The 7,411-nt window shown below is 74.7% G+C and carries 7 protein-coding genes and 1 pseudogene; 3 read left to right on the top strand and 5 right to left on the bottom strand.

Annotated elements, in window-relative coordinates; all coding sequences use genetic code 11:
* Positions 1 to 97: 97 nt before the first annotated feature.
* Positions 98 to 2,167 (bottom strand): heavy metal translocating P-type ATPase, encoded by a 2,070-nt coding sequence (locus tag ACIOHG_RS18645; protein ID WP_400951673.1) that lies wholly within the window; start codon positions 2,165 to 2,167, stop codon positions 98 to 100.
* Between ACIOHG_RS18645 and ACIOHG_RS18650 the strand changes: the two genes are divergently transcribed.
* Entirely contained in the window at positions 2,145 to 2,501 is a 357-nt protein-coding gene (locus ACIOHG_RS18650; protein ID WP_400951675.1) for an ArsR/SmtB family transcription factor, read from the top strand. The two genes, ACIOHG_RS18645 and ACIOHG_RS18650, sit on opposite strands and share 23 nt — an antisense overlap.
* A gap of 12 nt (positions 2,502 to 2,513) precedes the next feature.
* On the opposite strand, the gene ACIOHG_RS18655 is transcribed toward ACIOHG_RS18650, so the two are convergent.
* Positions 2,514 to 4,316, bottom strand: a complete 1,803-nt coding sequence (locus tag ACIOHG_RS18655; RefSeq protein WP_400951678.1) for an acyl-CoA dehydrogenase — start codon at positions 4,314 to 4,316, stop codon at positions 2,514 to 2,516.
* Between the two features lie 72 nt (positions 4,317 to 4,388).
* Complete coding sequence (locus ACIOHG_RS18660) at positions 4,389 to 4,796, bottom strand: VOC family protein (RefSeq protein ID WP_400951704.1); 408 nt, start codon at positions 4,794 to 4,796, stop codon at positions 4,389 to 4,391.
* Positions 4,797 to 4,952: 156 nt separating this feature from the next.
* Between ACIOHG_RS18660 and ACIOHG_RS18665 the strand changes: the two genes are divergently transcribed.
* Entirely contained in the window at positions 4,953 to 5,513 is a 561-nt protein-coding gene (locus tag ACIOHG_RS18665; protein WP_400951680.1) for a hypothetical protein, read from the top strand.
* 159 nt (positions 5,514 to 5,672) lie between these two features.
* Here the strand turns inward: ACIOHG_RS18665 and ACIOHG_RS18670 are convergent, their stop codons facing one another.
* Positions 5,673 to 6,434: a maleylpyruvate isomerase family mycothiol-dependent enzyme gene (locus tag ACIOHG_RS18670; RefSeq protein WP_400951683.1), complete on the bottom strand. Its 762-nt coding sequence runs from the start codon at positions 6,432 to 6,434 to the stop codon at positions 5,673 to 5,675.
* A gap of 306 nt (positions 6,435 to 6,740) precedes the next feature.
* Entirely contained in the window at positions 6,741 to 6,947 is a 207-nt protein-coding gene (locus ACIOHG_RS18675) for a DUF397 domain-containing protein (protein ID WP_400951685.1), read from the bottom strand.
* A 174-nt stretch (positions 6,948 to 7,121) separates the two neighbouring features.
* Between ACIOHG_RS18675 and ACIOHG_RS18680 the strand changes: the two are divergent.
* Positions 7,122 to 7,411, top strand: a pseudogene (locus tag ACIOHG_RS18680) (hypothetical protein); the annotation flags it as partial.

Genomic DNA, 7,411 nt, shown 5'->3' on the forward strand with positions numbered 1-7,411 from the left:
CCCGACTCCGTCGCGTCGCGTCGCCGCTCCGGTCCTCACGTGGTGCGCTCCTGTCCGCGCGGCTCCCCGCCGCGCCGCTGGTCCGGCCGATGTGCTGTCAGGGTGCAACGGTGCCATGCCGGTCGGCCCCGTCTGCACTCCGGGTCCCGTTCGCACTCCGGGCCCCGTCCGTGTCCCGGGCCCCGCCCGGAACCCGGTTCCGGCCCCGGGGGAGTGCGGCGCGCCGCCAGGCGGACTCGCGCAGCAGCCGCAGGCCGTTCAGCCAGACCAGCACGGTCGAGCCCTCGTGGCCGAGCACGCCGAGCGGCAGCGGCAGGGTGCCGAACAGGTCCCAGGCCGTCAGGGCGGCGACGAACGCGGCCGCGACCGCCAGGTTCTGCACCACCAGCCGGCGGGCCCGGAGGGCCAGCGCGACCACGGCGGGCAGCGCGGCCAGCTCGTCGCGGACGACCACCGCGTCGGCGGTCTCCACCGTCAGGTCCGAACCGGCCCGGCCCATCGCCGCGCCCGCGTGCGCGGCGGCCAGCGCCGGGGCGTCGTTGACGCCGTCGCCGACCATCAGCACCGCCCGCCCGGACGCCGCCAACTCCCGGACGGCCGCGACCTTGTCCTGCGGCAGCAGCCCGGCGCGGACGTCGGTGACCCCGGCCTCGGCGGCGACCCGCGCGGCGGCCCCCGGGTTGTCGCCGGTGAGCAGCACGGGCTCGGCGCCGGTCAGTTCGCGCAGCGCGGCGACGGCCCCGGCGGCGTCCGGCCGCAGCCGGTCGGTGAACTCCAGCACCCCCGCCGCGACCCCGTCGACCGCCACCAGCACGGCCGTCCGGCCGTCCCGCTCGGCGGCCCGGACCAACTCGACAGCGGCCGCGCCCAAGTGCATCGCCCCGGTGCCCATCGCCCCGGCGTCCACCGTCCCGGTCGGGGAGGTGATGCCGACGGCCCGGCCGGCGACGGTGGCGCGGACGCCGGTGCCCGGGGTGGCGGTGAAGCCGGTGGCCGGGGCGAGCGGGAGGGCGCGTTCGCGGGCGGCGCGCAGCACGGCGCGGGCCAGCGGGTGTTCGCTGGGGCGCTCGGCGGCCGCGGCCAGGGCGAGCAGCTGGTCCGGCGTCAGCCCGGAGCCGGGCAGCGGGTGGACGGCGGCCAGACGGGGCGTGCCCTCGGTGAGGGTGCCGGTCTTGTCGAGTGCGACGATCCCGGTGCGGCCCAGCCGCTCCAGCGCCGCCGCGGACTTCACCAGCACGCCGTGCCGTCCGGCGTTGGCGATCGCCGACAGCAGCGGCGGCATGGTGGCCAGCACCAGTGCGCACGGTGAGGCCACGATCAGGAAGGTCATCGCCCGCAGCAGCGCGTCGGTGAACGCCGAGCCGAAGGCCAGCGGGACGGCGAACACCGCGAGCGCGGCCGTGACCATGTCGAGCGAGTAGCGCTGCTCGACCTTCTCGATGAACAGCTGGGTGGGGGCCTTGGTCTCCGAGGCCTCCGCGACCATCGCCACGATCCGGGCGATCACCGACCCGGCGGCGTCCCGCTCCACCCGCACGCGCAGCGCGCCGGTGCCGTTCAGGGTGCCCGCGAACACCTCGTCCCCGGCGGTCTTCGGGACGGGCAGCGGCTCGCCGGTGATGGTGGCCTGGTCGACCTCGCTCACGCCGTCGAGCACCCGCCCGTCCGCGCCGATCCGTTCGCCGGGCCGCACCAGGACGGTGTCGCCGACCGCCAACTCCTCGACCGGGACGGCCTGTTCGGTGCCGTCGGGGAGCAGTCGGGCGGCGCCGGCGGGCGCCAGGTCGAGCAGGCCGCGCACCGAGTCGGCGGTGCGGGCGGTGGCGGGCGCCTCCAGCGCGCCGGAGACCGCGAAGATCACGATCAGCAGCGCCCCGTCCAGCACCTGGCCGACGGCGGCCGCGCCGAGCCCGGCGGCCACCATCAGCAGGTCGACGTCCAGGGTCCGCCCGCGCAGCGCCCGCAGCCCGGCCAGGGCGGGCTCCCAGCCGCCGGCCGCGTAGGCGCAGGCGTACAGCGGGCCCCAGAGCCAGGCCGGGGCGCCGGTCAGGTGCAGCGGCAGGGCGAGCGCGAAGGCCAGCAGCGCGACGGCGGCCCAGCGGGCCTCGGGCAGGGCGAGCAGCCGGGTGCGGCGGCGCGGCGCGATGGCGGCGGCCCGGGTCGCCACCACGCTCCAGGCCCTGGCCACGCCCTCCCGGCTGCTGATCCTCTCCCGGCTGCGCGAGGGCCCCTGCCCGGCCACCGAACTCGCCCGCGCCGCCGGGCTGGAGCAGTCCGCCTGCTCGCACCAGCTGCGCCTGCTGCGCAACCTCGGCCTGGTGGTCGGCCGCCGCAACGGCCGCTCGGTGGTCTACGAGCTGTACGACAACCACGTCGCCGCGCTGCTCGACCAGGCCGTCTACCACACCGAGCACCTCCGCCTGGGTCTCAGCGACGCCGCCGGGCCCGACGAGGAGGGCGCGGCGGGCGCGGCGGGCGCGGCGGACCTCGTCGGGCCCTGACGGGCGGGCGGGTCAGAACCAGTCCGGGTCGGTCTCGGCGGCCGTCCGGTCCAGGGCGTCGAGCAGGTCGAACTGCGGTCCGGTGCGCGGGAGTTCGACCCGGAAGAAGTAGCGGGCGGCCTGTCGCTTGCCCTGGTGGAACGGGGTGTCGGCGCTGCCCAGCGCGAGGTACTGCTCCAGCCAGACCCAGGCCAGCACCACGTGGCCGACCGCTTCCAGGTAGACCGAGGCGTTCGGCAGCGCGACGTCCGGGTCGCCCGCGGCCCACAGCGCGGCGGTGGTCCGGCCGATCCGGGCCGCGGCGGCGTCCAGCGCGTCCGCGAAGCCGCCGGCCTCCGAGGCGGTGCCGAGTGCGCGGGCCCGGGCGGTGGTGGCGGCGAACGCGGCCAGCAGGGCGCGCAGGCCCGCGCCGCCGTCCTGGACGGCCTTGCGGCCGAGCAGGTCGAGGGCCTGGATGCCGTGGGTGCCCTCGTGGATCGCGTTCAGCCGGTTGTCCCGGTAGAACTGCTCGACCGGGTAGTCCCGGGTGTAGCCGTACCCGCCGTGCACCTGGATCGCCAGGTCGTTCGCGGCCAGGCACCACTGCGCGGGCCAGCTCTTGGCGATCGGCGTCAGCACCTCCAGCAGCCGCCCCGCCGCCTCCCGGCCGGCCGGCTCCGGCGCGGTGCGCTGCTCGTCGATCAGTCGGCTGCAGTACAGGCTGAGCGCCAACGCGCCCTCCACGTAAGCCTTCTGGGCCAGCAGCATCCGCCGCACGTCCGGGTGCTCGACGATCGGCACCTGCGGCGCGGCGGCGTCCCGGCCGGTGAACGGGCGGCCCTGCGGGCGGGAGCGGGCGTAGTCCAGGGCGTGCAGGTAGCCGGTGTAGCCGAGTGCGGTCGCGCCCAGGCCGACGCCTGTCCGGGCCTCGTTCATCATGTGGAACATGCAGGCCAGACCGCGGTGCAGCTCGCCCACCAACTCGCCCACCGCGCCCGGTCCGCCGTCCGGCAGGTGCCGGCCCTCGCCGAAGTTCAGCACGGTGTTGACCGTCCCCCGGTAGCCCATCTTGTGGTTCAGGCCCGCGAGCACCACGTCGTTCCGCGCGCCGAGCGAACCGTCCGGCGCCACCAGGTACTTCGGCACCGCGAACAGCGACAGGCCCTTGACCCCGGCGGGCGCGCCCGGGGTGCGGGCCAGCACCAGGTGGACGATGTTCTCGCCCAACTCGTGGTCCCCGCCCGAGATCCACATCTTGGTGCCGAACAGCCGGTAGCGGCCGTCCGGTTGCGGCTCGGCCCTGGTCCGGACATCCGCCAGCGAGGAGCCCGCCTGCGGCTCGGAGAGGCACATGGTGCCGTGGAACCGGCCCGCCGCGAGCGGGCGGACGAAACGCTCCCGCTGGTCCGGAGTACCGTACACCGACAGCAGGTTGGCATTGGCGACAGTCAGGAACGGGTACGCGGCGGTGCCGACGTTCGCGGCCTGGAACCAGGCCATGCAGGCGTTCGCCACCAGCACCGGCAGCTGCTGGCCGCCCAGGTCGTGGTCCATCGCCGCCGATGTCAGGCCGGAGTCCGCGAACACCTCGAGCGCGGCCGCGACTTCGGGCACCAGGTGCACCCGCTCGCCGTCGAAGCGCGGCTCCTGCTCGTCCGCCAGCCGGTTGTGCGGGGCGAAGTGCCGCTCCGCGATCTCCTGCGCCAGGTCCAGCACGGCGTCGAAGGTCTCCCGGTCGTGCGCGGCGAACCGCTCCCGGGCGGTCAGTGCACCGGCGTCCAGCCAGTCGTGCAGCAGGAAGTCCAGGTCACGGCGGGACAGCAGCAGCGAGGTCATGGGGACGCACCGTTCGGACGAGGGGGACCGGGGAGACCGGGGGAACCGTCGGCCGGATACTACGGCCGGACGCTACGGCCCGGTAGCCTCCCGCGGGCGGACCGGCGCGATCCGGCTCCGCAGCAGGCAGAACTCGTTGCCCTCCGGGTCCTGCAGCACGTGCCAGGGCTCCGCGCCGCTCTGCCCGACGTCCACCGGGCGGGCGCCCAGGGCGAGCAGCCGCTCCAGCTCGGCGTCCGCGTCCCGGTCGGTCGGGTTGACGTCCAGGTGCAGGCGCAGCTTCACCGGGCGCGGGTCGGCGGACGGGCCGAGCACCAGCGTCGGCTGCGGGCCGCCGAAGCCCGCGCCGGGCGGACCGATCTCGATGCTGCCGTCCGGCTCCCGGCCGAGCTCGACGTAGCCGAGCACCTCCGACCAGAACGCGGCCAGCCGCTCCGGGTCGACGCAGTCCAGGACCAACTCGCTGATGCGGCACGCTATGAGGGGGAGTGTACGCCGCCCGGGCCGGGCCGACCGGGAGACCGGCAGGTCGGGGGCCGGGGGCCGAGGGCCCGGGGGAGGCTGCCGGAGCGGAGGCCGGGGGGTGCGCTACGCTGCGCGGCGGCCGGTCGAGGACCGGGAGGAGCGGGGGAACGCGTGCTGGGGGAACTGCGGGGCGGTCACCGGGTGCACTTCGTGCTGGCCTGGGGGCTGTGCGGGATCGATCTGCTGGGCCTGGCGGTGGCGCTGTGGACGCCCCTGCCGCTCTGGCTGTGGGCGGTGCCGGTGGTGGCGACCTTCCCGGTGTTCGGGTGGGCGGTGGTCCGCAGCCTGCGGGTGCCGCTGCTGCGCCGGGGCGGCGGCTGGGACGTGCTGGCCTACCTGCGGCTGCTGCCGCGCGGGCTGCTGGCCGCGTACGTCGGCACGCTCCTGCTGGTCGGGCTCGGCGCCGCCACCGGTGGCGGCGCCCAGGACGCCCGGTCGGACCAGGACGGCTACTCCTACCTGCGGCGCGACCCGGCGTACCACTCCGGGCAGAGCGTGCGGGTGGCGATCGACCGGGCCCGGTACGACCGGATGCGCGGCGCGCAGCAGCGCCTGTTCCTGGCCGGTTCGGCGCTGTTCTGCACGGCGGGCAGCTTCCTGGTGCTGACCTCGGCGACGGCGGCCGCAGCCCGGGAGCGGTCGGCCAGGAAGCCGCTGCGCAAGAAGAGTTGACGTTGCGTCAGCTCGGGAGCGGCCGGGCGATGAGTCCCTCCGGCGCGGCCGGGTCGGCGCTGTTCTGTACGGTAGGAGGCCTGCCGGTGCCGACCTCGGGGGCGACCGACCGGGATCGGTCGACCAAGAGCCTGCGAAACAAGACGAATTGACGTTGCGTCAGCCCAGGTGCGGCCAGGCGATCAGCCGCTCCAGGGCGGCCGGGTCGCCGCCCGTGCGCAGGTCGTCGGCCGGGCGGCGGCGGTGCAGGGCGAGCAGCAACTCGCCCGCCGTACCGGAGAGTTCCAGCGCACCGGCCGGGAGTCCGCCGGTGCCGACGGAGAGTCGATGCGGTCCGTCGGGGCCCAACTCGGCCTGCCAGCAAGGTCCTTCGACGGCACGGAGCCGGACGGTGAGCGGCGGGTGCGGCCACGGCCCGGCGGTGCCCCAGGACAGGGCCAGGAACTCGTCGACGCCGTCCACCGCCACCACCTCCGGCACCGGCAGCGGGGACCCCGCGGCCTGCTGGGCATCATGGGCGTGCACAGCGGCCTCCTGCACCTGGTGACGGGCGACCGCACCGACGGTGCCGGCCAACTCCGTCCCCGGCCACCACGTCCAACAGGGCGCCGCCGGCCCGGCCTCGTCCAGGGCCTTCACCAGCCCGACGGTGACCTCCTCGGCCCGGTCCAGCGCGGCGGCGGGCGACAGTGCACCATCCGGCTCGGGCGTGGCAGGAGTGAATCCCTCGCCCGCCACCACTGCCGCCGTCCAGAACCGCTGCACCGTGGTGACGTGCTCCAGCAGTTCCGACAACACCCAATCGGGACACGCCGGAACCCGGACCCGCAGGTCGGGAGCTTCGGCCACGGCGGCACGCAGGGCGGCCGAGCGCTCCTCGACCAGGCGCAACAGTTCGGAAAAGGCAGGGGTGCAGACCATGCCGCCTGCCTATCACGCGTCCCGGGCAATCCCGGCCAAAGCCACACCTCGGGACACCACCGAGAAAAGTATGCAGATGACCTGATGTCAGAATTCCGCGACAGGGCCCCGTCCAAGACTTCCCCGGTACGGCCCTGAGTGTGCGGGGTTACGGCGAAGGGACAGGCAACTCGGAGAGACCGGGCTTGTAGGACAGCGAAGTCGGCGTGGGCTCGTCGCCACGCCATCACCTCCCTGCTGACACGGCGAAGCCCTCGGCGCCGGAAGGCAGCGAGGGCTTCGAACTCAGGCTTTTGCGAAAAAAGTTCAGACCTCGCCGAACTCGCCGGAGGCCGCAGCGACGGCGAACGCCGCCCACGCCTCGTTCGAGAACCGCAACTGCGGGCCGTACGGGTCCTTCGAGTCCCGGACCGCGATCATGGCGGCAGTCGTCGTAGCGATCTCGATGCACTCTCCGCCGTTGCCGCCGCTGTAGCTCGACTTACGCCATTCAAGCGTGTCCTTCTGCTTCATGCTCGTGCTCCTCTCCGCATGTTCGATGAGAGTCAGCGACGCCTCTGGGGAAAGGGCGTCAGAAGCCGTTGTCTTTCCGAGAGTGGCGGGTGCGTTTCCCCTGGTGAGGCATAGGGTGGGCGCCTCAGCGGCAGAGACGAGGTGTCGTGTTGTCTCTGCGGTGGAGGTGTCGGGATGCCGTCTGTGGTGGGGCTGTTGGAGGAGCGAGAGCGTGCGGCTCGGCAGCGGGTGGAAGCTCTTCAGGCCGAGCTGCGCGAGGCGGAAGCCGTGTGGGAGCGGTTCGTGATCGCCCGGGAGACGGTCGGACTGGTCCTGGCTGAGGCGCGCGGAGGCGATGAGGTTCCGCCGGTCGTGGTGGCAGTCGATCGGCCGGTGCGGACCGCTGCAGCCGTGCCGGGTTCGGTCGTGCCTGTGTGGAGGGACGGCCTCGATGCCGGGGTGCTGGCGCCGGACTACCGCCGACT

This window comes from Kitasatospora sp. NPDC088134, from assembly GCF_044741705.1.
Lineage (GTDB): Bacteria > Actinomycetota > Actinomycetes > Streptomycetales > Streptomycetaceae > Kitasatospora.